Consider the following 26,564-nt stretch of genomic DNA (forward strand, 5'->3'; position numbering starts at 1 on the left):
CGAAGGGCAATCGTGGACGTCTGGGTTGCGAGGTCATTGGGGGTGTTCCTTCGTTCAGTGGAAACACCCGGTCTGATAGTGCTGGTCAGACCGGGTGTTGCACTAGAACTTAGAAACCGCCTGCTCGGGACGTGACCATTTCGCCCACCCAAGGCATCTAGTAGGGAAGTGCATCTGCCGGGGGAGGCGCGCAGATCGTAGGAGAAGTTGCTCTAGGGGCCCAGGCGCCCAAGCCGCCCAGGCGCGTAGGTGTCTTAAAGCCCCAAACGCGTGAGCACTCGCTTCACATGATCGAGGGCCTCATCCTGTGACAGCCCGAAGTTCTGATTGAAATACATTCCGTCGCCGATGAGCTGAATCGTCATCGCCAGATCAGCATCGCCGAGGTGGTTGTTGAGAGCGTCGAACCACGCTTCACGTGTGCGACGCAGAGCCGCCTTGGCGTCCTCGTTCTCGAGAGCGAGGCAGCCGGCGGCGATGAGGCTGCGGTCCAGGGGAGTACCGACCTCGGCGGAGGTCTCGAGGTAGTAATAGTGGAGGCGCGCGCCGGCGGCCTTCATCTCCTCGACGTCTTCGGCGACCAGCTGGTCGAGGCGTTCCAGGCTGCCCTTGATGAGCTCGGCCTTCGACCCGAAATGATAGAGCAGACCGCCTTTGGAGACTCCGGCCTTCGCAGCTACTGCGTCCAGAGTCGCTCCGGCTGTGCCGTGTTCGTCGAGGAGCGTATCGAAAGCGTCGAGCAGCTTCTCCTTGGTTGCGGTCGGATTGCGTGCCATAGCCACGAGCCTAGTCCATGGCTGTACTTACGAGACGGACGTGTGCCTGGTGTTCTGCCAGCTGGGCATGCATGAGACCGCTCGGATTTCTCGCGCGGCCGGGCCTGTATCTGCGCAGTACCTGAGCATCTCGGTTGCAGCACGCCAACCGCTTTTCAGCTGTACCGTCCAGACGGTACAGTTGATGCCATGACGACGACACTGACTCCACAGCTGCGTGCCGGCCGGCGCGAATGGGCCGGACTCGCGGTGCTCATGATCCCCGTGCTGCTGATCTCGATCGACAACACGGTCCTCGGCTTCGCGATCCCTGCCATCAGCACCGGCCTGCACCCGACGGGCACCCAGCTGCTGTGGATCGTCGATATCTACGCGCTCATGCTCGCCGGTCTGCTGGTGGCCATGGGCAGCCTCGGTGATCGGGTCGGACGTCGCAAGCTGCTCATCATCGGGTCCGTCGGCTTCGGTGCGGCCTCACTGCTCGCGGCGTTCTCCACCTCCGCCGAGATGCTCATCCTCGCCCGCGCCCTGCTCGGCATTTTCGGCGCTACCCTCATGCCATCGACACTGTCGCTCATCCGCAACATCTTCGCCCATGACAAAGACCGTCGCATCGCGATCGCCACCTGGGCCGCGATGTTCTCCGGTGGTGCCGCACTCGGGCCCATCGTCGGCGGCTTCCTGCTCGAGCACTTCCACTGGAGCTCCGTCTTCTTCATCAACCTGCCGCTCATCGCGCTCTTCATTCCCGCAGCTGCAATTCTGCTGCCCGAATCGCGCGACCCGAACCCCGGCCGCTTCGACCCGTTTTCCATCATTCTGTCGATGCTTGCTCTGGCCCCGCTCGTCTTTGCCATCAAACACAGCATGGAGTCTGGCGCCGACTTCCTCTTCTGGCTCAGCCTGTCCGTGGCTATCGTCGCCGGAGCCAGCTTCGTCCTCCGCCAGCTCGCGACTCCGAACCCGATGCTCGACGTCCGTCTGTTCGCGAACTCCGTGTTCACCTCGGCGGTGGTGTCGAACCTGTTGAGCATCATGGGACTGGCGGGGTTCCTCTACTTCGGCACCCAGCTGCTCCAGCTCGTGCTCGGACTCTCACCGATCGACGCGGCCCTTGTGCTTATCCCGGGACTCATCACCTCGGTTGCGGCCGGCTATCTGGCAGTGCCGCTCATCGCCCGCTTCGAACCGCGCGTCGTCGTGCCCTGCGCGCTCGCGCTCAACGCGGTCGGCATGGGCATCATCGCCTTCACCTCCGAACACTCCGTGATGGGAATGCTGCTAGCCTTCCTCATCCTCGGCATCGGACTCGGCACCGCCGAGGTCATCACGAACGACCTCATCCTCGCCGCGGTCCCCGCTCACAAGGCCGGAGCTGCTTCGGCGATATCGGAAACCGCGTACGAATTCGGGTCCGTCATGGGCACGACCGTCCTCGGCGGACTCTCGACCTTCATGTACGGATCCGCGCTGCAGTCGGCGATCGGGGACAAAGCGGACAGAGCACAGTTCGACACGCTCGGCTCCGCACTCGAATACGCTTCCGGGCTGAGTGGTGCAGCCGGTGAGCGAATCACCGAGGCGGCCGTGTCAGCCTTCGACTTCGGCGTACAGTGGGCCGCCGGTGCGGCCGTCGTCCTCGTCCTCATCGCCGCCGTGCTCACGAGCTTCGGTCTCAAGGGCGCCGGGCGACTCCTGCCGGGAGCTGCCACCGGTGCCAAAGCGGACCGCTGATCCAAAGCGGATGCCCTACACTCACAGGCATGAGCGCTGAGACCCGATCCCCGTACGAACGGGCGCTCGGGTCCCGGACCGCCGAACTCCACCCAGTCCTCAGGCGATACTTCGCGGTGATCCCTCCCGGCGCGGTGGGTGTCGGTGAAGGTGTCTTCGAATCGTTCGGCACCCAACGGCGGTGGCTGTGGCCCGTCCTCGCCATTGCGAAACGGTGCGGTGTGATCGTGCCGGGTCTGCACCGCGAGGTTCCTTTTCGCGTAGAGAACCGAACGGAAGACGGTGAGCAGACGGCGACGCGGACTATGAAATTCGACGACGGCGATTGGTCGATGGTCGATGCGGTGTCGTTCGTCCCGCGCGGATCCCGATCCGAGGTAGGTGGAGAAGTTCCGTGCGACTCTCAGGGCGGAGTCGTCGACGTGCTGGGGAAGCCGTCCGTCGTCGAGGCGGAGTTTGCTGTTGACGTGGTCAATGGGGGATTGCGACTGCGCAGCCGCCGAATCGCGCTACGGGCAGGTGGGTTGCGGCTGCCCATGCCGTTAGTGCTGCGACCGGTCATCGAATTGAGTGAGCGATTCGACGACACCCTCGACCGGCAGAGAGTCGAGCTCTACGTCGACCTGCCGCTGATCGGACGTGTCTACGAGTACTCCGGCACTTTCACCTACCGCATCGTGAGCGAATACCTGCGTTCGACGAGGGGCAATTGAGCGATTCGGGCAGTCGGCGACGGTCGTAAATGCCCTCGATCAAGCAGAAGCGCGGATATCGGGACGTAGACGTCTCGATATCCGCGCTTGGCCTTGAACGGCGGTTAGTTGGCTGGCGAACCGCGCTTCGCCTTGAACGACGGCTGGGCGCTGCGCTAGGCCTTGAACGACGGCCGGGATCAGCTCTGCGACGAGTTCGCCGGGGAGAGCACCTCCTGCGCCGTCTGCTTCTGCCGCTTGCGAGCCAGCACTCGGCCGATGCCGGTGTAGACAAGAGCGGCGATGAGCACGACGTAGATGACGATCGTGATCGGCGAGGACACCAGAGTCGACGCATCACCGCCGGAAGCCAGCAGAGAGTCGCGCAGGTTCGACTCGGCCAGGGGACCGAGCACCATGCCGATCATCAGCGGCGCCAACGGCACACCATAGCGTTTGAGCACGAAGCTCAGCACCCCGATGCCCAGCAGTATGAGCAGCTCGAACGTCGAGGCGGACGTCGCATAGATGCCAAGTCCGCAGAAGACCGCGATGCCGCCGTAGAGGTACGGGTCCGGGATCTTCAGCAGCTTCGCCCACAGAGGAGCGAACGGCAGGTTGATGATGAGCAGCACGATCATCGCGACGAAGAAGCTCGCCAGCAGACCCCACACGAGCTCGGGGGAGCGGTCGAAGAGCAGCGGACCGGGCTGGATGCCGTACTGGCGGAAGGCCGCGAGCATGATCGCCGCCGTTGCCGAGATCGGCAGACCCAAAGCCAACAGGGCACCCATGGCGATGCCCGTCGTCGCCGATCCGGCCGCCTCGGGGGCGGCAAGACCACGGATCGCGCCCTTGCCGAACTGCGGATCCTTCCGACGGGAATCGAGCTTGCGCTCCAGGCCGTAGGCCATGAACGTCGGAACATCGGCACCGCCGACAGGAATGACGCCGAAAGGCAGGCCGATCGCGGTTCCACGCAGCCACGCCGGCAGAGCTTCGCCGACTTCCTTGCGGGAGAGGAAAGGCCGACCAGAGGCGTTGATCGTATTGTCCTTGGTCTGACGGCGGATGCGAGAGGCGATGAAGAACACTTCGCCCAGCGCCAGCACACCCACGGTCACCGTGACGAGGGAGACTCCGTCGAAGAGCTCGGGCACGCCGAGGGTGAACCGCTCGGTACCCGAGACCGAGTCGATGCCGATGACAGTGAAGCCGATGCCCAGCACCAGGGCCGTGAGCCCCTTGAGCACCGAATCGGCCACCACCGAGGAGGTGGCGACGAAGGCAAACAGGGCAAGGGCGAAGAACTCGGCCGGGCCGAAGCTTGTTGACAGCTCCGCCAGAGCGGGAGCGACGAAGACGACGAGGCAGCAGGAGATGAACCCGCCGATGAACGCACCGATCGCGGCCGTCGCCAAAGCCTGCGGGGCCCGCCCGGCCTTGGCCATCTTGTGGCCTTCGAACGTCGAGGCGATCGCCGAGGCCTGCCCAGGGGTGTTCATGAGGATGGCCATCGTCGAGTCGCCGAAGAGCCCGCCGAAGTAGACGCCGGCGAACATGATGAACGCACCCGTGGGGTCCAGCGCAAAGGTCATCGGCAGCAGCAGGGCCACGGCCATCGATGAGCCCAGGCCCGGCAGCACGCCGACAGCGGTGCCGAGGAAGCAGCCGACGAGGACCCACAGCAGGTTCATCGGCGTCAGAGCGTGTGTGAACCCTTCGAAGAGGGACATGAGAGCGTCCATATCAGAAGCCACCTCCCAGAATTCCCGAAGGAAGGTTGAGCCCCAGCATCACCGAGAAGGCGATATAGACCAGGGACGAGAACGTCAGTGCCAGAGTGAGATCGAACAGCGGCTTCTTCGAACCCATCGACCGGGCCACGCACCAGAACAGCAGAGCGGCGGCGATGATCCACCCGGCGAATTCGAGGATGAGCGCGAAGGCCGCGAAGCCGCCCGCACCCCAGGCCAGGGACACGAAGTCGCTGTGCGTGCGGTGCTTCGCATCGGCCTTGCGAGCCGCAGCGAGAGCCTGACGGTCTTCTTCCGGCTCGTCTTCCTCATGAGGGGAGAGCCGCGAGGCCGCAACAGCTGAGGTCACCGGAGTCGAGAACGCCTTGTCCTCCTCGGCCGCGGCCGGCAGCTCGTCGTCGACGTCGACGGGTTCCGGATTGCGGATATAGGCGATGACCAGCAGGATCGTCAGCGCGTATCCAACGAGCATGATGATCGTCGGGAAGAACTGCGGACCCGGTTTGTCCGCGTCCGGGGCGACGTCCATAGTGAGGATGCCGATGAGCAGGTAGGTCGAGAATGCTCCCATGATGAGGGGGACGATGAGGCCCGACCGTCCCTGCCACCAGGTGCCCGCGCCGAGGTGGCCCGTCCTGTCCGTGCGCGATGTCGTCTGTGCGCTCACAGTCCCAACTCCTTCAGCAGCTTCTCCACTCGGGAGGTGTCTTCTTCGACGAATTCGGCGAACTCCTCGCCGGTCTGCCATACGTCTGTCCACTTGTTCCGATCGAGGGCGTCCTTCCAGGCCGCACTGTCACGAGTCTTCTGCAGGATCTCGAGCAGCTGAGCAGAGTCGTCACCGTTGATGTCCGGTGCTCCGAGCCAGCCGCGCCAGTTCGTCAGCGTCACCTCGTATCCCTGTTCGGACATGGTCGGCACGTCGTCGAAGCCCTCGATGCGTTTGGGCGCGGCCACGCCGATGGCTTTGACGCGTCCGGCCTCGATCTGATCGGAGACCTCGTTGAAGCCGCACGAGGCGAAGTCGGTGGTGCCCGAGAGCAGAGTCTGGATGGCTTCACCGCCGCCGGACTTCGGGATGTAGGTGATGTCAGAGGCGGGGATCTTGCCGAGCAGCGCCAACTGAGCGATGGTCAGGTGGTCGACCGAGCCGGCCGAACCGCCCGTCCACACGAACCCTTTCGGGTCCTTCTTCCACGCGCCGATGACGTCGTCGATCGTATTGTGCGGGGAATCCGCGGCGGCGATGAGGACGTCATAGTCCTCGGCCACGCGGGCGAGCAGAGTTGTGTTGTCGAATCCGACCGGCGACTTATTCAGCGCGATTCCGCCGACCATGGCGGTGCCGGTGGCCAGGATCGTGTCCGACTGGCCGTGCATGGTCGAGAATTTGCCGAGGCCGATGGTGCCGCCGGCGCCCGGGATGTTGACGACCTGGGCATTGTTGGCGAGCCGGTCGACGCGCATGGCCTGTTGGGTCTCGCGGGCGAATCCGTCCCAGCCGCCGCCGGCGCCGGCCGGAGCGATGAGGGTGAGATTCGATGACAGGTCACCCTTCGCCGAGGCGGCCTTGACCGAGTAGGTCGTCGCCGTTCCGATCGCCGCCAAGGCGATCGCCCCATAGGCGATGCGACCGAAGGTTCGTCGCGAGGGATGAGTGGATTCCGACACGGAATCCCCGGGAGGTGGCGCCTTTGGCACGGACTTCTCCTTTGAAGGCAGGTGTGATGTGAGACTCACCTTAGAGGTTCCTGAGTGCCGACTGCGAGGTTGTGCTCACTCTGCGCGTTCTGCTCATTGAGCGCGTTGAGTGCATTCTGCTCAAAGGATGGTGTCGAAGAGAGCAGTCGCTGGTGAGGGGAGGGGCGGTGATGAGGTGCGGGTGTTCCTGAGTCTGCCACTAGGCTGGCGTCATGAGCGAAACTTCCGGCAGCGACACCGCCTCCTCGACGACCGCGACCCCGACATCTGCGCCGGTGGCGAAGAAGGTCCCCTTCGAGCGCACCCACCACGGCCACACCTTCATCGACGACTACGAGTGGATGCGAGAGAAGGAATCCCCCGAGGTCATCGCCCACCTCGACGCAGAGAACGAATGGACGACCGCACAGACCGCCCACCTTGAAGGACTGCGGGACTCGATCTTCACCGAGATCAAGACGCGCATCAAAGAGACCGATATGTCGGTGCCCAACCGGCGCGGGAACTATTGGTACTTCTCCCGCACGAAGGCCGGACTCGACTACGGCATCAGCGTCCGAATCCCCATCTCCGGACCTGATGACTGGACCCCGCCGGAGGTCGGCGAAGAGCCTCTGCCCGGAGAGGAAGTCGTCTTCGACTCGAACATCGCCGCAGAGGGTCAGGAGTTCTTCTCCCTCGGTTCCTTCTCACTCTCCGATGACGGCAGTCGGCTTCTCTACGGCGTCGACACCACCGGCGACGAACGCTATACCCTCCGACTTCGCGACCTGGCGACGGGAGACGACCTCGCCGACACGATCGACGGCACCTTCGCCGGAGCCTCCCTCGATCCGAGCGGCCGCTTCGTCTTCTACACCACCGTCGACGACGCCTGGCGACCGGAGAAGGTATGGCGCCACCTCGTCGGCACCGACAGCAGCGACGACGTCTGCATCTTCCACGAACCCGATGAGCGCTTCTTCGTCGGATCGGGCTTCTCACGTTCAGGTCGAATGATGTTCGTCGTCACCGGATCGAAGACGACCACCGGATACTGGAGCATCGGCGTCGATGACCTCGAAGCCGAACCGCAAGCGATCTGGCCCCGAGTCGACGGCGTCGAATACAACGTCGAGCACGCCGTCATCGGCGGTGAGGACCGGTTCCTCATCACCCACAATCGCGATCGCGCCGACTTCGACCTCGTCGACGTCCCCGCTGCCGATCCAACCTCGCCCGGCCGCGACGTCATCGTCACCGAGTCCGATGCCGACGGCAACGACGAAGTGCGCATCGAGGACCTGCGCATCGAGGACGTCGATGCCTTCGCCGACTTCATCGTGCTCAGCTACCGTCGCGGCGGCTTCGCGCGAGTCGGCATCATCCGCGTGCGGGTTTCCTCCTCTCCGTTCGGTCCGCTGCAGGAGCTGCCCTTCGGCCGAGAGACCGGGGCACTCTACGTAGGCAGCAACCCCGAGTTCGAGCAGACGAGCATCCGACTGCATTTCACCTCCATGTCCACACCCGCCGTGATCTATTCGCACAGCGTCGCAGACGGCACTGACACGGTTCTCAAGCGTCAGCCCGTTCTCGGCTCGGTCGACCTCGACGACTACACCGAAACCCTGCTGTGGGCGAAGGCCGAAGACGGCACCGAAATCCCGATCTCGGTCGTCTTCCGCAAGGACCTGGACCGATCCGATGACCACGGTGGTCCCGCCTCGGCGAAAGCGGGCACAGGCGGCGGTGGGAACACGACGAACGGCAGCGCCGCCTCGGCGAATCCGCTGCTCCTCTACGGATACGGGTCCTACGAAGCGAGCATGGACCCGTACTTCTCGGTCTCCCGGCTGTCCCTGCTCGACCGCGGCGTCGTCTTCGCCATCGCCCACGTGCGCGGCGGCGGCGAAATGGGCCGACACTGGTACGACCAGGGCAAGACGACGGCGAAGAAGAACACGTTCACCGACTTCATCGACGTCGCCCGCCACCTCATCGACACCGGGTGGACGAGCCCGGACCGGCTCGTCGCCAGCGGCGGATCGGCCGGCGGCCTGCTCATGGGCGCGATTGCGAACATGGCGCCAGAGCTGTTCGCCGGAATCAGCGCAGACGTGCCGTTCGTCGACGCACTGACCTCGATCCTCATGCCTGAGCTGCCGCTGACCGTCATCGAATGGGAGGAGTGGGGCGACCCGCTCCATGATCCGCAAGTGTACGAATACATGCGCTCGTACTCTCCCTACGAAAACGTCACCGAGGCGGCCTACCCGCAGATCTTGGCCGTGACCTCGCTCAACGACACCCGAGTCCTCTACGTCGAACCCGCGAAATGGGTTGCCCGACTCCGTGAAGTCGGTGCGAACGCCCTGCTCAAGACCGAAATGGTTGCCGGACACGGCGGAGCCTCCGGGCGGTATGACACCTGGAAGGAAACTGCCTTCGAGTACGCGTGGATCCTCGATGTGCTGGGACGATCGGATGTCGAAATAGAGGCCTGAGGGGACGTCTGTCGCCGCAGATAACGATACTGGGACGATTGTCTCCAAAACCCGGATTCGGCACCCGGTGTCAGTGCCGGGCCATACAGTGGATATCATCACATTCGACGTGATGCGCGTCATGATCTCAGAACGGTCTGGGTGAAGGCGGCGCATCATTCATCTGCATTGCCGTCATTTCCTTGCGCGCGAGGGAAAACGGTGCCGAATGCAGAATTCGTGACGGATCCGCACCGGCGGACCGAAATTCCGAAAGGGAGAAGAATGCGTCTCAGGAAAGTAGCCACAGCGATGGTGGCAGTCGGTTCGATTCTTGCGGTTTCGGCCTGCGGCGGCGGTGAGAGCGGAGGCGGCGAAGGCGATTCGTTCTCCATCGGCGTCTCGCAGCTCGTGCAGCACCCGGCGCTCGACGCCGCCACCGAAGGCTTCAAGAAGTCCTTCGAGGACGCCGGCGTCGACGTCGAATGGGATGTGCAGAACGCCCAGGGCGAACAGGCCAATGCGACCTCGATCGCCCAGCAGTTCGCCAGCGACGACCTCGACCTGGTTCTGGCTGTCGCTACCCCGGCCGCCCAGGCCGCAGCTCAGGCGATCTCCGACAAGCCCGTGCTCTTCACCGCCGTCACCGACGCCGAAGAAGCCGGACTCGTCGACTCCAACGACAAGCCCGGCGGCAACGTCACCGGCACCTCCGACCTCAACCCGGTCGAAGAGCAGCTGAAGCTGGTCAAGGACGTCAAGCCCGATGCGAAGACCGTCGGCATCGTCTACAGCTCCGGTGAGGTCAACTCGCAGGTGCAGGTCGATCTCGCGAAGAAGGCCGCAAAGGGCCTCGACGTGAAGATCAAGGAAGCGACGATCGCGAACTCGGGCGAACTCGCTCAGGCAGTGGACTCGCTCGGCAAGGTCGACGCCTACTACGTGCCCACCGACAACAACGTGGTCTCGGCAGTGTCGACGATGGTCCAGGCGGCAGAGAAGAACAAGGCTCTGCTCGTCGGGTCGGAAGCCGGCCAAGTCGAATCCGGTGCGGCGATCACCCGCGGCATCGACTACACGAAGCTCGGTGAACAGACCGGTGAAATGGCTCTGAAGATCCTCCAGGACGGAAAGAAGCCCGCCGAGATGCCCGTCGAGACCAGCTCGAACCTCGAACTCGTCGTCAACCCGAAGGCTGCCAAGGCCCAGGGCGTCGAGATTCCGAAGAAGCTCGTCGACGAAGCCGACAAGGTCATCGAGTAACCGACACCAGTCACACCCTGTGACCCGGTGCGTGGAGTCCTGACTTCTCCGACCGCACCGACGTCACCGGCCCCGAGGCCGCCGGCGCTCCCGCCGACGACCTCGGGGCCACCACGAACCACACACCAGAAATGAACGGAAACCCATGTTCGGAGCATTGGAGCTCGGGCTCATCTACGGCGCGATGGCGCTCGGGGTCTATCTGACCTTCAAGGTCCTCAACTTCCCCGACCTCACCGTCGACGGAAGCTTCACTACGGGCGGCGCCACCGCAGCCTCCCTCATCATCGCCGGGGTCAACCCCTTCCTGGCCACTCTCGCCGCAATCGGCGCGGGACTCATCGCCGGCTACATCACCGGCCTGCTCCATACGAAGGGCGGCATCGACGGACTGCTCGCCGGAATCCTCACGATGATCGGCTTGTGGTCGATCAACCTCCGGATCATGGGGAAGGCGAACCTGCCGCTCCTGCGAGAAGACACAGTGTTCACCCCGCTGCGCGAGAACATGCTCATGGGCGGCTGGGCATCGATTGCGATCCTGCTCGTGTTCGCCCTCATCCTCAAATTCGCCATCGACTGGTTCCTCACCACCGATCTTGGTCTGGCCATCCAAGCCACCGGCAACAACAAAGAGATGATCCGCAGCCTCGGGGTGAACACAGACAACTCGACGATGCTCACCCTGGCGCTGTCGAACGGATTTGTCGCCCTCTGCGGTGCACTCATCGCCCAATACCAGGGATTCTCCGATATCAGCATGGGCATCGGCCTCATCCTCGTCGGACTCGCCTCGGTCATCCTCGGCCAGGCAGTGTTCGGCAGCCGCAACATCTTCATGGCCAGCCTCGGAGCACTCCTCGGGTCGGTCGTCTACCGACTCATCATCTTCCTCGCCCTGCGTGCGGGCCTGGACACGAACGATATGAAGCTGACAACCGCGCTGCTCGTCGTCATCGCACTGCTGCTGCCCAGATGGGGATTCCTCAAGCGGATTCCCTCGCTTCGCGGGCGCGGAAACCGCGCGGCCGCCTCGGTGCCGGAGGGGACGACCGATATGAAGGACCCCGCTGAGGTCGCCGACATCCCCGCCGGTGCGACCGGCGCTCGACCCGGGAAGGAGATCTGAGACCCATGCTCAAGATCGACAACATCTCCAAGACCTTCTTCCCGGGAACCGTCAATGAACGCAAGGCGCTGCAGGGGCTCTCGCTCGAGCTCGACGAATCCGACTTCGTCACCGTCATCGGCTCCAACGGCGCCGGAAAGTCGACGCTGCTCAACACCATCTCCGGCCGCCTGCCCATCGACTCCGGTTCGATCACCATCGACGGCGCCGAGGTATCGAAGATGCCCGAATACAAACGGGCGAGATACCTGGGGCGAGTCTTCCAGGACCCGATGGCCGGCACCGGTCCGGACCTCACGATCGAACAGAACCTCTCGCTCGCTCTCAAGCGCGGAAAGCCGCGTGGGCTGGGGCGGGGGACGACCTCGGAGCGACGCGAGCACTTCAAGGAGGAGCTCGCCACTCTCGAGCTCGGCCTGGAGAACCGGCTGAAGACGAAGGTCGGGCTGCTCTCCGGCGGTCAGCGGCAGGCACTGAGTCTGCTCATGGCCGGATTCACCCAGCCGCGGATCTTGCTGCTCGATGAGCACACCGCCGCCCTTGACCCGCAGCGCGCAGCTCTGGTGTCGGCGCTGACGAAGAAGATCGTCGAAGCCGACGGGCTGACCACGCTCATGGTCACCCACAATATGGAGCAGGCGATCGCGCTCGGCAACCGGCTGATCATGATGCACGAGGGACGGATCATCTACCAGGCCTCGGCCGAGGAGAAGAAGGACCTGACCGTCGAGACCCTGCTCGGCGAATTCTCGAAACTCAAGGGAGCGACCCTGGGCGACCGGGCGCTGCTCAACTGAGCTGAGAATTCGCGCGCGGCCAGATCGACGGCCTGCAGGCGAGAACGAGGGGCGGCTCGCACCGGCAAGGTGCGGGCCGCCCTCTTGTTTCGCTTTGGCTACTTTACCAACCGGTTGGTAAAGTAGCGGTATGGCAAGTGATGGACGGATGCGGATTCTCGAAGCGGCGAAGGCTCTGGCTGAGTCGCATGATTCGGTGCAGGGTGTGACCATCTCACTCGAGTCGGTCGCGCAGAAGGCTGGGCTGACGAAGCCGGGTCTGATGTATCACTTCCCGTCGAAGGAAGCGCTCATGCTCGGGCTCGTCGACCACGCCGCTGAAGACTGGGCACGGCGACTGCGCGAGCACACCGGGCAATCGAGTCAGGACCTGACGAGCTTCGACCGGCACCGTGCCTACGTCACCGTGGCCACCACCGCTGAGGTCTCCCGCGCCGACTACTGGATCTTCTCCGATGCGCTCTATCACCCGAAGCTGTCGCGGGCCTGGAGTGAACACCTCGGCCCGTGGTTCGACACCACCGGACTCGACGATCGGGCGGTGTCTCTGCTGACCGCGGCCCGGTTCTGTGCCGACGGTGCGTGGATGTCAGAGGCGACGGGAGTCTTCCCTTCCATTGATCTTGCCGCAGTGCGCGAGCACGCCCTCGCTCTCATCGACGCCGCTGAGACCGCAAACGATCCCGCCGAGAACACGTCCGACAACACCGAAACGGAGGTGACCGAATGAACTTGAAACGACTGTTGCTGCTCGTCGCAGCCATCCTCGCCGAGGTGGCCGCCACCCTGATGCTGCGCGCATCGGTGTCCGACCCTGTCTGGATCCCCGGGGTCGTCGTCCTCTACGCCACAGCCTTCTTCATCCTCGGCCTCACCCAGAGACTGGGCATGCCGCTCGGCGCCGTCTACGCCACCTGGTCTGCCAGCGGGGTCGCGCTCGTCGCCGTGCTCGGCGTCGTGTTCTTCGGTGAGCTCCTGAGCATCGGCGCCATCATCGGGATCGCCCTCATCATCATCGGCGTCATCCTCGTCGAGTCCGGCACTCCCGAAGAGTCCGAGACCGTCGGTGCGGAGGTGACCGAATGAGCTGGCTGTGGTTGGCCCTGTCGATCCTCAGCGAAGTCGCCGGCACCCTGTGCCTGCGTGCAAGCGCCGGACTGCAGCGCAAGATCTGGTTCATCCCCGTGGCGATCAGCTACACCGCGGCCTTCTTCTTCCTCGGCCGCACCCTGGCTGAGGGGATGCCGCTCGGCGTCGCCTATGGTCTGTGGGCGGCCTGCGGAGTGGCATTGGTCTGCCTGCTCTCGCGAGTGATCTGGAAGGACCCGCTGACGCGGAAGGCACTCCTCGGGATCGGCTTCATCACCGTCGGCGTCATGCTCGTCGAGATCGGCTGACGCGGCCGTACCGGGTCGCACATGCCATACCCGGTTGCCCCGACCACGTCTGGCTGACTCGGCCATAAGCGGCCGACCAGGCCAGCGGTTCGCCTGCTCGTTGCTGAGAATTTATTGTGAAGCGTCAAGGAAGCTGTTATCGTCCGAAGACATGACCCCTCTCGAATTCGACGACCACCAACGCTGTGGATGGTCGACCCCGAATCGAGAGCGCCCGAGCTGCGGCTTTGCCAATGATTCCTGGGAACCCGTGGCCATCGGCTGGTGGGGCGGAGAGCCCTAGTCACTGATCGCCGATCCGCAGACCATCTGCCCGATCGACGGCCGCCGACCGGTCGCATCACCTGATTTCCCACTCGTACCCGATGTGCGTTCTTGCCATCGGGCCATGATGCGTTCGTCTCCGTGCACGGCACCGATCGTTTTCGGCAGTCTTCCGCAACTATCGAGAGAGTGTGAACCGACCCATGACAGATGACCCCACCCGTACCGACGAACACGATCCGGGCCCGGATCGCCAGTCCGATGCCCCCGCCGAGGCGACCCGCCGTGATCCGCGCGAGAGGATCAAGGCCGACGCTCGCCGAATGAGGGACGACGCCAAACGCGTGGGACGTGAGACCGGGCGCAACCTCGGACAGTTCGACTACCGCCGCCCTCGCGGACCGGTGAAGGCCGATCTCGAAGATGCGCACGGCCATTACCCGCACGACACCCACCCCATCCTCGTGCCCGGAATCGCCATCGACGAACAGCGGCGGAAGTACTCGCTGGACACGATCATCTTCGCCATCGCCGGCGGCCTCACCGTCGCGTTCGTCATCTGGGGCATCACCAGCCCCTCCAGCGTCGCCAGCGTCGCTCAGACAGCCTACGATTGGGCCACGCTCAACGTCGGATGGCTGTTCAACCTCGTCGCGATCATCATCCTCGTCTCCCTGCTCATCCTCGCGTTCTCTCCCTACGGCAAGATTCCCTTGGGCAAGGATGGGGAGACCTCAGAATTCTCCACCTTCTCCTGGGTCGCCATGCTCTTCGCGGCGGGAATCGGCATCGGCGTCCTCTTCTTCGGCCCCTCCGAGCCGCTGACCTACTTCATCTCACCGCCGCCGCTGACGAACGATCCGGAGACGACCGAGGCGCTCCATGGGGCGATGGCTCAAACCTACTTCCACTGGGGCTTCCACGCCTGGGCGATGTACGCTCTCGTCGGCGGTGCCATCGCCTACGCCGCCTACCGTCGCGGCCGTTCGCTGCTGCTGTCCTCGATCTTCCAGTCGCTGTTCGGCAAACGACAGACCGAGGGCTTCGCCGGCAAACTCGTCGACATCTTCGCGATCGTTGCCACTCTCTTCGGTACGGCCGCGGCGCTGGGTATCGCGGCCATGCAGATCGGCACCGGCGTGAGCATCGTCTCCGGCGCGGGACCGATGACGAACAATATGCTCGTCATCATCATCCTCGTCCTCACCCTCGGCTTCATCATCTCCGCGGTCTCCGGCGTCTCGCGCGGAATCCGCTACCTGTCCTCGATCAACATCGTGCTGACCGTCGGCATCGTCGCGCTCGTGCTGTTCCTCGGACCCACGCTCTACCTGCTCAACCTGCTGCCCTCGGCGTTCATGGAATACCTCGGGTCGATGTTCGACATGATGGGCCGGTCCCTGTCCTGGGGTGCCGAGACCCAGGAGTTCCAGTCCCTGTGGACCGTCTACTACTGGGCCTGGTGGATCTCCTGGTCGCCGTTCGTCGGCACCTTCATCGCCCGCATCTCCCGCGGCCGTTCGATCCGCCAGTTCATCCTCGGCACGATCTTCATCCCCTCGACGCTGCTCTTCGTCGCCTACGGCATCATGGGCGGAACTTCGATCTGGATGTACCGGTCCGGAGCGTCGGGCTTCACCGACAGCATGGAAGCCCCCGAGGTGTTCTTCACCCTCATCGACAACCTGCCCTATGTCGAATGGCTGCCGTTCGTCGTCATCATCGTCCTGGCGATCTTCTTCATCACCTCCGCGGATTCTGCCTCGGTGGTCATGGGCATGCTCACCAGCCGGGGTGATCAGGAGCCGAAGAAGTGGGTCGTCGTGTTCTGGGGTCTGGTGATGTCCGGCATCGCCGTGGTCATGCTCCTCCTCGGCGACGCCAGCGCCCTCGAGGGACTCCAACAGCTCGTCATCGTCACCGCAGTGCCGTTCGCGCTCGTCATGCTCTTCATCATCGTGGCCTGGTTCAAGGAGCTGCGGACGGACCCGCTGGCGCTGCGTCGTCAGTATGCGCTCAACGCGGTGGACAACGCCGTGGTCGCCGGTGCCGATGCCTACGGTGACGACTTCGCCCTCCAGGTCGTGCCTACCGAACCCGGTGACGGTGCGAACGGCGGAATCGACTCCGAGCACGGGGACTACACCGACTGGTACCAGCGCACGGACGAGAACGGCGAACCCGTCGGGTTCGACTACGAAACCGGCGAATGGGCCGACGGCTGGACCCCGGACGACGATTCCACCGCCGAGGCGGACGCAGCCGCAACGACCGACGCGGACTCCGTGACCGCCTCGGCGAGTGAATCCGACCCGGATTCAGTAACCGAAGCCGATTCCGGCTCTGACCGCAGAGAGGACCACTCATGACCACGCCGAACATCGTCGTCATCCAAGCCGATCAGATGGCTGCCCAGGCTCTGGGTGCCTATGGTGATGCGGCCGCGCTGACACCGAATATGGATGCCCTGGCTGCCGACGGAGCCGTCTTCGACCGTGCGTACTGCAATACTCCGCTGTGCTCGCCGTCGCGGGCGTCGATGATGACCGGGCGGATGCCCTCGGAGATCGATTGCCTGGACAACGGCGACGACTTCGCAGCCTCCGTGCCGACGTTCGCCCACCGTCTGCGCAAGCTCGGCTACCATACCGCGCTGATCGGGCGGATGCACTTCATCGGCCCTGATCAGCACCACGGTTTCGAAGAGCGCCTGACAACGGACGTGTACCCGGCCGATCTCGATATGGTGCCCGACTGGAACCGTCCGCTGGAGCAGAAGCTTCAGTGGTACCACGAGGCGGATCCTGTGTTCACCGCCGGTGCGGCGACCGCGAACGTCCAGCAGGACTTCGACGACGAGGTGATCTTCAGAACCCTGCGCCACCTCAACGACCGCAAGCGCGCGAACCAGGCTGCCGGGTGCGATCAGCCGTTCCTCATGGTCACCTCGTTCATCCACCCTCACGACCCGTATGAACCGCCGAAGGCCAACTGGGACCGATTCGCCGAGGTGGCAATCCCGGACCCAGCCCACCCCGAGGTTCCCGACCCGGCCATCGACCCGCACAGCCACCGTCTGCGCACGATGTGCGGTTTCGACGAACGCGAACCGGGAATCGAGGACGTGCGGCGGGCCCGCCGTGCCTACTATGCGGCGGTGAACTACATCGACGACCATGTCGGGGCGATCCGGCGCAAGCTCGAAGAGCTCGACCTGGCGGACAACACCGTCATCGTCGTCACCAGCGACCACGGGGACATGCTGGGGGAGAAGGGGCTGTGGTTCAAGATGTCGCCCTACGAGCAGTCCTCCCGAGTTCCGCTCATTATCAACGGACCCGCCGGGGTGATCGACCCGGGCCGGTATGCGGCCCCGGTCAGCCTCGTCGACCTCGCGCCGACCCTGGTGGAGATCGCCCAAGGCCCGAAGCCGGAGGACACGAAATCCGGCTTGGCGAAGTTTCTGCCTATACGCCGTGCGGATCCTGAGCCCGCCTCGGCGATCGAGGAAGGTCTGGTCGGGACGTCCCTGCTGGAGACGGCTCGGCGAGAAGCCGCCGGCGAACTCGGGACGGAGAACCGCGATGTCGTCATCGAATACTTCGCAGAAGGCACGTACAAGCCGCAGGTCACTTTGGTCCGTGGGGATCTCAAGCTCACGCTGTGCCCGGGGGATCCGGAGCTCCTGTTCGACCTCGCCAACGACCCGGATGAGCTGAACAACCGGGCCGAGGACCCGGCCTTCTCCAGGAGGCTGGAGAAGATGCGTGCCGAGCTCGAGTCCCGTTACGACCTCGAGCACCTCGAGGACCATGTGCTCGCTTCGCAGCGCAGCCGCCAGCTCGTCGCCGATGCGCTCAAGATCGGTCGAGTCCGCCACTGGGACTTCGACCCGGAACCGTCGCACGGATATGTGCGCGGTGACTTCTGGTCGGCGTTCCGCTTCGGCAAGATCCCGGCCGCCGACTGACTCGTCGGCTTCTGCAGCGGCTCGCGCTGCACTCGCTGGTTCAAAGTGTGGGCGTCCTGATTTCGATCAGGGCGCCCGCACTTCTAACCCGCGGAAGCGGAATGCGGACCTCTCCGGACGGCTCCTGCGGGTCGGCTGAGAGGGTGAGTCGCCTCGGCGAGAACAATTCACTTGGACTTAGGTGAGTTGCGGGTCACATTCTCAGAAACCGGTGGCATCATTCGAGGTAGGAGGGATTCCATGACCATCTTTGAGTCGACATCTGAAGTTCCGCTCGGTGCGGAGACCACATTCGACTGGCATGCTCGGCCAGGAGCGCTGACCCGCCTCTCGCCTCACTGGGCGCAGGAGATCGTCGAAGAGAGCTATCCTCCGATCGCGCCGGGCTCGGTGGCGCAGGTGAAGACGAGCGTTCCCGGTACCTACGGACTTGTGCGGCGGCCGTTCAGCTCGGTGCATTCGGAGGGGCCGTCGCGGTTCTCCTTCGTCGATGAGCTGAAGAAGGGGCCGCTGAGCCAGTGGAAGCACACGCACGAGTTCACCTCGGTCGCCGGCGGGACGAAGATCGACGACCACATCGAATTCTCCATGGCTCCGCAGGGCTTCGACGTCATCGACCGGGGCCTCACCCACTACCTTGAAGCCACCTTCGACGCCCGCCGCAAGCGGATGCTCATGGACATCGATTTCCTCGAATCCACGAACGCGCCGCTGCTGGCGCGGAAGAAGGGCAAACACATCCTCATCGCCGGCGGCAGCGGAATGATCGGACGCCAGGTCGCCGCCCTGTTCTCCACTGCGGGTCATTTCGTCCGACTGCTGGTGCGCGAAACCCCGAAATTCCCCTACGAGGTGCACTGGAATCCGGACCTGGGAATCCTCAATCCACGCGACCTCGCGTGGGCGGATGCGGTGGTCCACCTCGGTGGGCGATCCATCGCCACTCGGTTCACCAAGCACGCGAAGGATGAGATCTGGTCGTCTCGAATCGACTCGACGAGGCTGCTCGTCGAAACGATGCGTGGTCTGCCCGAGGCGAAGCGTCCGTCGGTCTTCGTCTGTGCCTCTGCGGTCGGCTACTACGGGTCGAAAGCTGACGAACCGGTCGACGAAACCGGACCGGCCGGCGACGGATTCCTCGCCGAGGTATGCCAGAAGTGGGAAGAGACGGCGGCCGGTGTCGAGGAAGTCGGGATCAGACGTGTGTCGATCCGAACCGGAGTCGTGCTCAGCTCCTTGGGCGGTCTGCTCAAACTGCAGGCGCCGCTGTTCCTTGCGGGTGCCGGCGGTCGATTGGGCAGCGGGGAGCAGGCCCTGGCGTGGATCTCTCTTGACGATGTTGCGCGGTCATATGTGCATGCGGTCCTCTATGACTATGTGCGCGGGCCGGTCAACGCTGTTGCGCCGGAGCTTGTCACGCAGGCGGAATTCGCCGAGGCGCTCGCCGCTCACCTTCGCAGACCCGCGTGGATCCCGACGCCCGGTTTCATCACGGAGATCATGCTCGGCCGTGACGGTGCGAAGGAGCTCGCTCTGGCCGACCAGCGGGTGGTGCCGGAGAAGCTGCAGGAAACCGGATACCAGTTCGCCCACCCGACATTGAGCGACTGCTTCGAGGAGGAGCTCGGCGGCGGGGCGTAATACAGAGGTCCCCTCCGTTCGGCATGTGAGCCTAACGGAGGGGACCGGTGTTTCTGCTGTTACTGCTGTTTTCGCGGTACTGGGTCAGAAGCGCTTCGAGGCGATCTCCGCACCTTCGGTCAGAGACTGCAGCTTCGCGACGGCGATGTCCGGGTGGACTCGGCCGCCCAGCCCGCAGTCGGTGGAGGCGACGACGTTCTCGGGTCCGACGAGCTTGGCGAACCGGCCGATGCGTTCGGCGACGAGCTCGGGATGCTCGACGACGTTGGTCGAGTGGGAGACGATTCCCGGGATGATGTACTTGCCCTCGGGCAGCTTCTTCTCTTCCCAGATCCGCCACTCGTGTTCGTGGCGGACGTTCGCGGCTTCGAACGTGATGCCGGCGGCGTTGATCGAAAGCACCTGGTCGACGATCTCGATGAACGGCAGGTCGGTGACGTGCGGTCCGTGCCAGGAACCCCAGCAGGTGTGCACGCGCACCTGCGCCGGGTCGATTCCGCGCAGCGCATGGTTGAGAGCGTCGATGCGGACCTGGATGAACGCGCGGTAGTCATCGAACGACGGTTCAGGGTTGATCTGGTCGAAGTTCTCCGCCAGGGACGGATCGTCGATCTGGACGGTCAGCCCCGCCTCGGTGATGGCGAGGTATTCCTCCCGGAGCACATCGGCCCATGCCCAGATGAACTCCTCTTCGGTGGCGTAGTGCTCGTTGGCGATGCGGGAGGCCGAACCGGGCGACAGTGCGTTGATGTAGCCTGCGCGCTCGTCGTAGCCGGCGGCGGCCAGACCTGTTTTGAGGTTCGCGATGTCACGGTTGACCTGGTCCTGACCGATGTAGCTGATCGGGCCGGTGGCCTTCGGGAACTGCGGCTGCTGGCCGGTGTCGGTGCCGGCCTTCGGATCCGTGTAGACGTTCGGGAAGAGGTTGCGATCGCGGCGGTCGGGCATGCTCGTGAGCACGATATTGCCCGGGGTCGAACGGTTCGCCGGGATCTCCCAGAGGTCGATATCGTGGAGCTCGAGCCCGCCGGTGCGGGCGAATGAATAGTGCCACCAGGCGCCGTAGTCGAAGTCGGCGGCCATGGCGTGACCGTACTCGCCGTCGTTGGGCAGTGAGATGCCGAGGTTCTTCTGGCGCTTGACGAGGTCGGTGACACTGGCGGCCAACAGCTCGTCGAACTCCTGCTCCTGTTCCTGCGAAACGGATTCGCCGGCGAGACGGGCGGTGTTCTGTGCCTGCTTGATCTTGTTGGCCTCGATGAGTTCGGGGGTGCGGGGTAAGGATCCCGCGTGGGATGTGCGAATCGTCGCCATGGCTGACTCCTCTTCCTTGTTCGTCGTGTCGTTCGTCTGCGCTTCTGAGTCGGCGGCCGCGGAAAGGCTGAAGCCGCATCGTTCTTCTTCAGGCAATCACATTCGCAGTCGTGCATGTGCATTCGGTGTCATCTTCGGTCACGTCGCGGATGGGCCGCGCTGCTATGTCAGGCGTCGCCATACACATGTCAGCATTGCCACTTCAGCGGACACTGTCGTCCGCCGCCTAGTCCTAGAGTGAAAACATGAGTTCGATACAGCCGCAGACACCCGGTGTGAGTCGGGCGCTGCCGCCCCAGCAGAAGGCCGGTCAAACGGGCATCCCCGGCACTTCCGTTGCGGCGGCTGCCCAGACCGAACAGTTCGCTCGGGTCATGCTCTGGTGCTCCCGGTGCCCCTCGGCGATCACCATCGCGTTACTGGTCATCGGAATCGCGATCGCGGGCTTGGCTGATTCCTTCTGGCTGATCTATTGGACGATCGTCGCCGTCTTCACCGCTCTCGCCTGGGGCATAGTCGGACCGCTGCGCGATCGGTTGCGCCGCAGCAATCGCGAAGATGAGGAACCTACCGACCCACCTTCGTGACCGTCACACCTGGCCGGGCAGTCCGGACTCAGCGCGACAGCGAAACGGCCCCTCGGCCTCGAAAGGACCAACCGCAGCTGGTCATCTCGAGGCCGAGAGGCCGTCTCGGCGTCAGTCTTCGCCGGTCGTGGCTCAGACCGCGGTTTCGGTCACCGCCGCGACGCTGCCGCCGAAGCGATCAGCCAGCGTACCCTCGTGGGCCTGACCGAGTTCGTCGAGTCCGATCGAGAAGTGGTCGACGACCTCGAGCGCAGGAGCTCCGTCACCGGCATCGGTCATGCCGATGCGCACGAACGGGAACCGCCGTGCCGTGCACATGTCCTTGAAACGGACCTCTTCCGACCGCGGCACGGCAACGATCGCGCGCGCAGTCGACTCGGAGAACAGTGCCGTGAACACGTCGACGCCGTCACGCTCGCAGACCTCATCGAGCCAGATCCGGGCGCCCGTGCCATAGCGCAGCGACGATTCGACGAGGGCCTGCGACAGCCCGCCCTCGGACAGATCGTGCGCGGCATCGATCATGCCGTCGCGCGAGCAGTTGATGAGGATCTCGCCGAGTTCCTTCTCCGCTGCCGGCTTGTACTGCGGAGGAACCCCGCCGAGGTGGTCGGCCGTGACGTCGGCCCACGCCGAACCGTCGAGCTCCGCCTCGGTGGTGCCGAGCAGATAGATGGTCTGGCCCGGCTCCTGCCACCCGCTCGGAGTGGCGCGGGTGACGTCATCGAAGACACCGAGCACACCGACGACCGGAGTCGGGTGGATGGCCACTCCGCCGGTCTGGTTGTACAGGGACACATTGCCGCCGGTGACCGGGATCCCCATGTCCTGGCAAGCGTCGGCGAGGCCTTCGACGGCCTGCGCGAACTGCCACATGATCTCCGGATCCTCGGGAGACCCGAAGTTCAGGCAGTCGGTGACCGCACGCGGAATGGCACCGGCGGTCGAGACATTGCGGTAGGCCTCGGCCAGAGCCAGCTGGGCACCGCGCGCCGGGTCGAGGAAGCTGTAGCGACCGTTGGCGTCGGTGGCGATGGCCACGCCGAGACCGGACTCCTCGTCGACGCGGACGACACCGGCATCATCGGGATAGGCCAACGCAGTGTTGCCCTGGACGTACTTGTCGTACTGCGAGGTGATCCACGACTTCGAGGCGAGGTTCGGCGACCCCGCGAGCTCGAGCATCGTCGACCGCAGCTCATCATCGGACTCGGGCTTCGCCAGGCCGGCGGCCTCAACGGTGTTCGCAGCCACCTCGGCGGTCCATGACGGTTCGGTGAACGGACGGTTGTAGACGGGTCCGTCGTGGGCGACCGAGCGCGGGGGCACATCGACGATGACGTCGCCGTGCCATTCGATGACGAGACGATCGGAATCAGTGACCTCGCCGAGCACGGAGGTCTCGACCTCCCATTTGCCGACGATGCGCAAGAATTCGTCGAGGCGGTCGGGACGGACGACGGCCATCATCCGCTCCTGCGACTCCGACATGAGGATCTCCTCAGGGGTGAGGGTCTCATCGCGCAGCAGCACATCGTCGAGCGCGATGTGCATTCCGCCGTCACCGTTGGAGGCCAGTTCCGAGGTCGCACAGGAGATGCCTGCAGCGCCGAGGTCCTGAATGCCTTCGACGACACCGGCGTGGAAGAGCTCGAGGCAGCATTCGATGAGCACCTTCTCGGCGAACGGGTCGCCGACCTGCACGGCGGGGCGCTTCGAGGGCTTCGAATCGTCGAAGGACTCGGAAGCGAGGATCGAAGCACCGCCGATGCCGTCGCCACCGGTGCGCGCACCGAAGAGCACGACCTTGTTGCCCAGTCCCGACGCGTTGGCCAGACGGATGTCCTCATGTCGCATGACACCCACAGCCAGGGCGTTGACCAGCGGATTTCCCTGATAGACGGAATCGAAGACGGTCTCGCCGCCGATGTTCGGCAGGCCCAGGGAATTGCCGTAGTTGCTGATGCCGGCGACCACGCCGTGGACGACACGGGCGGTGTCCGGATGGTCGATGGCTCCGAACCGCAGCTGATCCATCACGGCGACCGGGCGCGCACCCATGGAGATGATGTCGCGGACGATGCCGCCGACGCCTGTGGCCGCACCCTGGTGGGGTTCGACATAGCTGGGGTGGTTGTGCGATTCGACCTTGAAGGTCACCGCCCAGCCGTTCCCGATGTCGACGACGCCGGCGTTCTCGCCGATGCCCACGAGCAGGTGCTTCTTCATGTCCTCGGTGACCTTGTCGCCGAACTTGGACAGGTGGACCTTCGAGGACTTGTACGAGCAGTGCTCGGACCACATCACCGAATACATGGCCAATTCCGCCGAGGTGGGGCGACGTCCGAGGATCGCCTTGATCTTCTCGTATTCGTCGGCCGTGAGACCGAGATCGGCGAAAGGCTGCTCGACGTCGGGGTTCGCCGCTGCGAACTCGACCGTCTCCTTGACCTTCTTCGATGCATTCTGCGGGGAATCGACCTGCGTGGAATCCGCAGAGCTGAGGTTAGACGTCATGTCCTCTTCGGGGCCCTTTCATACGACACGGCACTCACGGCCAATCTTAGCCGTGTCCTCACCGCGGGGGCGAAGCGCGTCCACGGGCGGACCACCTCGGCGCGGGTAGGGACCGTTCCCCGCTGGGAATCGGACTGTCGCACCCCACTTAGAATGGGAGCCATGGCAACTCCCAAGATCGTCCTGTTCTATGTCTTCACCCCGCTGCCCGACCCCGAAGCGGTCAAGCTGTGGCAGCACACCTTGGCCGAGAGCCTCAGGCTCAAGGGGCGGATCATCGTGTCGAAGGACGGGATCAACGCCACTGTCGGCGGGGACATCTTCGAGGTGAAGCAGTACGTGCGGGCAACGAAGTCGTACGCGCCTTTCAAAGGTGCGGACATCAAATGGTCGAACGGTCAAGGCGATGACTTCCCGCGGCTGAGCGTGAAGGTCCGCGACGAACTCGTCACCTTCGGCACTCCTGATGAGATCACGGTGACCGAAGACGGAGTCCAAGGCGGAGGTCAGCACCTCAAACCGGGAGCCCTGCACAAACTCCTCGACGAACGCGGCGAGGAGGTCGTCTTCTTCGACGGCCGCAATGCGATGGAGGCGCAGATCGGGAAGTTCCGGGACGCGATCGTTCCCGACACCGACACCACGCGTGACTTCATCGCCGAGATCGAATCCGGCAAATACGACGACCTCAAAGACAAACCCGTCGTCACCTACTGCACCGGCGGAATCCGCTGCGAGGTCCTGTCCGTGCTCATGAAGAACCGCGGGTTCGAAGAGGTCTACCAGCTCGACGGCGGCATCGTCCGCTACGGCGAGACCTTCGGCAGCTCCGGCTACTGGGACGGTTCGCTGTACGTCTTCGACAAGCGCATGCACGTCGAGTTCGGTGACAATGTCGAATCCATCGGGCATTGCGTGTCCTGCGACAGGAAGACGCCGGAGTTCGTCAACTGTGCGAACCTCGAGTGCCGCAGACAGTACCTGCGGTGCGCCGATTGCACGGACAAGGGTCTGCAGCCCTATTGCGCCGACTGCGTCGAGCAGGGAATCCCCGCCGAGGCGGCAGTCGGCTGAGCGTGCGATCCTGCCGTTCCCCGGAGGTGGGGGCGGCGTTCCCCCGAGGTGGGGGAGTGCCGTACCGACACTTCAGCGCAGCAGGTGCTTCGTCGCCGCCTCGATGTCGGTCCACCTGAAGTCGAATCCGGCCGCTTCGAGTCGTTCCGGCAGCACCCACCGACTTTTGAGCACGAGTTCTGACTCCTGCCGCAGGACGGTCATCCCGATCTCGAGCAGCCACCTGGGTGCAGGAATCCCCACGGGCATACGCACTGCCTTGCGCAGCGCTTTCATCAGTGAGCGATTGTCCGAGACCTGTGGGTTCGAGACGTTGATCGGGCCACTCAGCTCCTCATGTTCGTCGATGAACCGGACTGCCCGGAGCACGTCGTCGATATGGACCCAGCTGAACCGCTGTCGTCCGTGAGTCGGCGGGTGTCCTCGCCAGACGGTCGGCCCGGAAGCCGCCGGGCCGATCCCGCGATAGCGTCGGTGCGGGAACCAGCGCCCTTCATGCTGAGCTCCTCCCGCGCCGAATCTCGCCGCGGTGGCCAACATGTTCAACGCCGCTCCGTCACCGAGCACGATCGCCATCCGCAGCGCGACTCGTCTGGTCGCGGGCAGGCCCCCGGCGAAGAACTCCTTCTCCCAGGCTTTGACGATGTCGACTGAGAACCCTTCGCCGATGTCGCCGTCGTCCTCGGTCTGCGGTCGGTCCATCGAGTGACGGTAGATGGTGGCCGTGCTCGAATTGATCCACAGACGCGGCGGCACCGAGGCGGCTGCCACCGCCGTATTGAGGGCGCGGGTCGTATCGACTCGGGAATCCCAGATGACCTGTCGATTGGCATCCGTGTACCGACATCCGACGCTCCGGCCGGCGAGGTTGATAAGCAGGTCGGCACCGTCGATGAGTTCGGCGATTCGGTCGGGACGGTCCCAGGTGGCGTCGGCGGAGTCAGGGGAGCGGCCGATCGTCCGCGTCGCGTACCCCCAAGCGCTGAGCGCATCGAGCAGCTCTCCGCCGATGAACCCCGATGCTCCGGCGACGACGGCGATCGGGGCCTGGGCGCTTGTCAGCGATGTGTCTGTGGGTAACGTGCTCATACTCAGGACGCTAGCACCCCGCATTGGCGGGGATGTCGATGCGGCAACGAGGCCGTGTGGTGGGTGTCACGTGGAGAAAGTCGGTTTTGGATTTGCACGGTGGCTCTGGGGTGGTCTAGAGTTATATCTCGTTGCCCCGCCGGAAACACCGTCTTCGAGACAGAGTTTCCACCGGGTCTGACCAGGACAAACACGGTTTGGTCCAAGGGTTCAGGACACCGGGTGGGTGACACAAAATGAAACTGATACCCCCAGTGAACATGCTGCGTTTTGTGTGGTGTGGTGATGGGTGTGTGTTTGTGGTTTGAGAATCCAATAGCGTGTTTGTTTGAACAAGTTGTGATGCCAGAACATTTTTATTTTCTGGTAAGACAATCACCTGGCCAAACATTGGTTCACC

General features: G+C 64.1%; 21 protein-coding genes. 14 read left to right on the forward strand and 7 right to left on the reverse strand.

Features of this window, described 5'->3' with window-relative positions; all coding sequences use genetic code 11:
• Positions 1–254 precede the first annotated feature (254 nt).
• Positions 255–776 carry a TetR/AcrR family transcriptional regulator gene (locus tag HK108_RS17945; RefSeq protein ID WP_139469905.1) on the reverse strand — a complete coding sequence of 174 codons (522 nt, stop codon included), beginning with the start codon at positions 774–776 and terminating at the stop codon, positions 255–257.
• 189 nt (positions 777–965) lie between these two features.
• Between HK108_RS17945 and HK108_RS17950 the strand changes: the two genes are divergently transcribed.
• Both HK108_RS17950 and HK108_RS17955 read left to right on the forward strand, forming a co-directional pair.
• Positions 966–2,510: an MFS transporter gene (locus HK108_RS17950; RefSeq protein WP_181272517.1), complete on the forward strand. Its 1,545-nt coding sequence runs from the start codon at positions 966–968 to the stop codon at positions 2,508–2,510.
• A gap of 29 nt (positions 2,511–2,539) precedes the next feature.
• Positions 2,540–3,223, forward strand: a complete 684-nt coding sequence (locus tag HK108_RS17955; RefSeq protein ID WP_181272518.1) for a DUF4166 domain-containing protein — start codon at positions 2,540–2,542, stop codon at positions 3,221–3,223.
• 179 nt (positions 3,224–3,402) lie between these two features.
• On the opposite strand, the gene HK108_RS17960 is transcribed toward HK108_RS17955, so the two are convergent.
• The 3 genes from HK108_RS17960 to HK108_RS17970 are packed head-to-tail and all read right to left on the reverse strand — an operon-like array spanning position 3,403 to position 6,660.
• Positions 3,403–4,950, reverse strand: coding sequence for a tripartite tricarboxylate transporter permease (locus HK108_RS17960; RefSeq protein ID WP_181272519.1), 1,548 nt, complete (start codon positions 4,948–4,950; stop codon positions 3,403–3,405).
• Between the two features lies 1 nt (position 4,951).
• Entirely contained in the window at positions 4,952–5,626 is a 675-nt protein-coding gene (locus HK108_RS17965) for a tripartite tricarboxylate transporter TctB family protein (RefSeq protein WP_139906968.1), read from the reverse strand.
• Positions 5,623–6,660, reverse strand: coding sequence for a Bug family tripartite tricarboxylate transporter substrate binding protein (locus tag HK108_RS17970; RefSeq protein ID WP_181272521.1), 1,038 nt, complete (start codon positions 6,658–6,660; stop codon positions 5,623–5,625). Before HK108_RS17970 ends, HK108_RS17965 begins: the two co-directional genes overlap by 4 nt.
• A 212-nt stretch (positions 6,661–6,872) precedes the next feature.
• Between HK108_RS17970 and HK108_RS17975 the strand changes: the two genes are divergently transcribed.
• The 10 genes from HK108_RS17975 to HK108_RS18020 all read left to right on the forward strand — a co-directional run bounded on the left by HK108_RS17975 (position 6,873) and on the right by HK108_RS18020 (position 19,583).
• The gene (locus HK108_RS17975) at positions 6,873–9,143 is read left to right on the forward strand and encodes a S9 family peptidase (RefSeq protein ID WP_181272522.1); all 2,271 of its coding nucleotides are present in this window, start codon (positions 6,873–6,875) and stop codon (positions 9,141–9,143) included.
• Positions 9,144–9,407: 264 nt separating this feature from the next.
• Entirely contained in the window at positions 9,408–10,385 is a 978-nt protein-coding gene (locus HK108_RS17980) for an ABC transporter substrate-binding protein (RefSeq protein WP_062239041.1), read from the forward strand.
• A 145-nt stretch (positions 10,386–10,530) separates the two neighbouring features.
• Positions 10,531–11,514, forward strand: coding sequence for an ABC transporter permease (locus HK108_RS17985; RefSeq protein WP_181272523.1), 984 nt, complete (start codon positions 10,531–10,533; stop codon positions 11,512–11,514).
• Positions 11,515–11,519: 5 nt separating this feature from the next.
• Positions 11,520–12,311 (forward strand): ABC transporter ATP-binding protein, encoded by a 792-nt coding sequence (locus tag HK108_RS17990; RefSeq protein WP_181272524.1) that lies wholly within the window; start codon positions 11,520–11,522, stop codon positions 12,309–12,311.
• A gap of 130 nt (positions 12,312–12,441) precedes the next feature.
• Entirely contained in the window at positions 12,442–13,041 is a 600-nt protein-coding gene (locus HK108_RS17995) for a TetR/AcrR family transcriptional regulator (RefSeq protein ID WP_181272525.1), read from the forward strand.
• Positions 13,038–13,397 carry an SMR family transporter gene (locus tag HK108_RS18000; RefSeq protein WP_181272526.1) on the forward strand — a complete coding sequence of 120 codons (360 nt, stop codon included), beginning with the start codon at positions 13,038–13,040 and terminating at the stop codon, positions 13,395–13,397. The genes HK108_RS17995 and HK108_RS18000 overlap by 4 nt, the downstream gene beginning before the upstream one ends.
• Complete coding sequence (locus HK108_RS18005; RefSeq protein WP_139469916.1) at positions 13,394–13,708, forward strand: DMT family transporter; 315 nt, start codon at positions 13,394–13,396, stop codon at positions 13,706–13,708. The genes HK108_RS18000 and HK108_RS18005 overlap by 4 nt, the downstream gene beginning before the upstream one ends.
• A 587-nt stretch (positions 13,709–14,295) precedes the next feature.
• Positions 14,296–16,341: a BCCT family transporter gene (locus tag HK108_RS18010; RefSeq protein WP_181272532.1), complete on the forward strand. Its 2,046-nt coding sequence runs from the start codon at positions 14,296–14,298 to the stop codon at positions 16,339–16,341.
• Positions 16,338–17,942: a choline-sulfatase gene (gene betC, locus HK108_RS18015; protein WP_181272527.1), complete on the forward strand. Its 1,605-nt coding sequence runs from the start codon at positions 16,338–16,340 to the stop codon at positions 17,940–17,942. The genes HK108_RS18010 and betC overlap by 4 nt, the downstream gene beginning before the upstream one ends.
• A 240-nt stretch (positions 17,943–18,182) precedes the next feature.
• A complete protein-coding gene (locus HK108_RS18020) occupies positions 18,183–19,583 on the forward strand; it encodes a TIGR01777 family oxidoreductase (protein ID WP_181272528.1) in 1,401 nt (466 codons plus the stop codon).
• An 84-nt stretch (positions 19,584–19,667) separates the two neighbouring features.
• On the opposite strand, the gene HK108_RS18025 is transcribed toward HK108_RS18020, so the two are convergent.
• Positions 19,668–20,897 carry a cobalamin-independent methionine synthase II family protein gene (locus HK108_RS18025; protein ID WP_181272529.1) on the reverse strand — a complete coding sequence of 410 codons (1,230 nt, stop codon included), beginning with the start codon at positions 20,895–20,897 and terminating at the stop codon, positions 19,668–19,670.
• A 245-nt stretch (positions 20,898–21,142) separates the two neighbouring features.
• On the opposite strand from HK108_RS18025, the gene HK108_RS18030 reads away from it, so the two are divergent.
• On the forward strand, positions 21,143–21,484 hold the full coding sequence (locus HK108_RS18030; protein WP_181272530.1) for a hypothetical protein: 342 nt from the start codon (positions 21,143–21,145) through the stop codon (positions 21,482–21,484).
• 132 nt (positions 21,485–21,616) lie between these two features.
• On the opposite strand, the gene purL is transcribed toward HK108_RS18030, so the two are convergent.
• Positions 21,617–24,001 (reverse strand): phosphoribosylformylglycinamidine synthase subunit PurL, encoded by a 2,385-nt coding sequence (gene purL, locus HK108_RS18035; RefSeq protein WP_139469924.1) that lies wholly within the window; start codon positions 23,999–24,001, stop codon positions 21,617–21,619.
• 162 nt (positions 24,002–24,163) lie between these two features.
• Here purL and trhO point away from each other — a divergent pair, with 162 nt between their 5' ends.
• On the forward strand, positions 24,164–25,075 hold the full coding sequence (trhO, locus tag HK108_RS18040) for an oxygen-dependent tRNA uridine(34) hydroxylase TrhO (protein WP_139469925.1): 912 nt from the start codon (positions 24,164–24,166) through the stop codon (positions 25,073–25,075).
• Positions 25,076–25,147: 72 nt separating this feature from the next.
• On the opposite strand, the gene HK108_RS18045 is transcribed toward trhO, so the two are convergent.
• Positions 25,148–26,164, reverse strand: a complete 1,017-nt coding sequence (locus tag HK108_RS18045; RefSeq protein WP_181272531.1) for an epimerase — start codon at positions 26,162–26,164, stop codon at positions 25,148–25,150.
• Between the last annotated feature and the right edge of the window lie 400 nt (positions 26,165–26,564).

Source organism: Brevibacterium sediminis (genome assembly GCF_013623905.1).
In the GTDB taxonomy this organism is placed as follows: Bacteria; Actinomycetota; Actinomycetes; order Actinomycetales; family Brevibacteriaceae; genus Brevibacterium; species Brevibacterium sediminis.